Genomic DNA, 398 nt, shown 5'->3' with positions numbered 1-398 from the left:
CAGCGAGGCTTGCCTTACGCCTTCGCCGCGCACTTTGCCCCTCGCTATCTACACGAAGCGCTGGCCTTGTATCGGCGGGAGTTTCAACCATCAGAGCAACTGGCCAAACCGTACGCCATTGCCACGCTGCCATTGATTGCCGCAGCAACCGACCAGCAGGCCCAGTATCTGGCCACCAGCAGTCAGCAACGGGTGATCGCCCTGATGACAGGACAACCCTTGTTTTTACCGCCACCCACCAGGAATATAGATGCCCTGTGGGATCTTCCGATGCAGGCGCAAGTGCAGTCTTTTCTGGCCATGGCTGTCGTCGGTGGGCCAGCAACACTGGCATTCAAACTGGCGTCGCTGGTACAGGAGCTGGAGGTGGATGAGTTGATGTTCACCAACGATATTTA

The 398-nt window shown here is 57.3% G+C and carries 1 pseudogene; it reads left to right on the top strand.

What is annotated here, in order from left to right:
- A pseudogene (locus Q4563_RS16690) lies at positions 1–398 on the top strand (LLM class flavin-dependent oxidoreductase); the annotation flags it as partial.

The organism is Gilvimarinus sp. 1_MG-2023 (assembly GCF_030548285.1).
The sequence above is the reverse complement of the archived record's forward strand: the minus strand, read 5'-3'. Positions and strand labels throughout refer to the sequence as shown.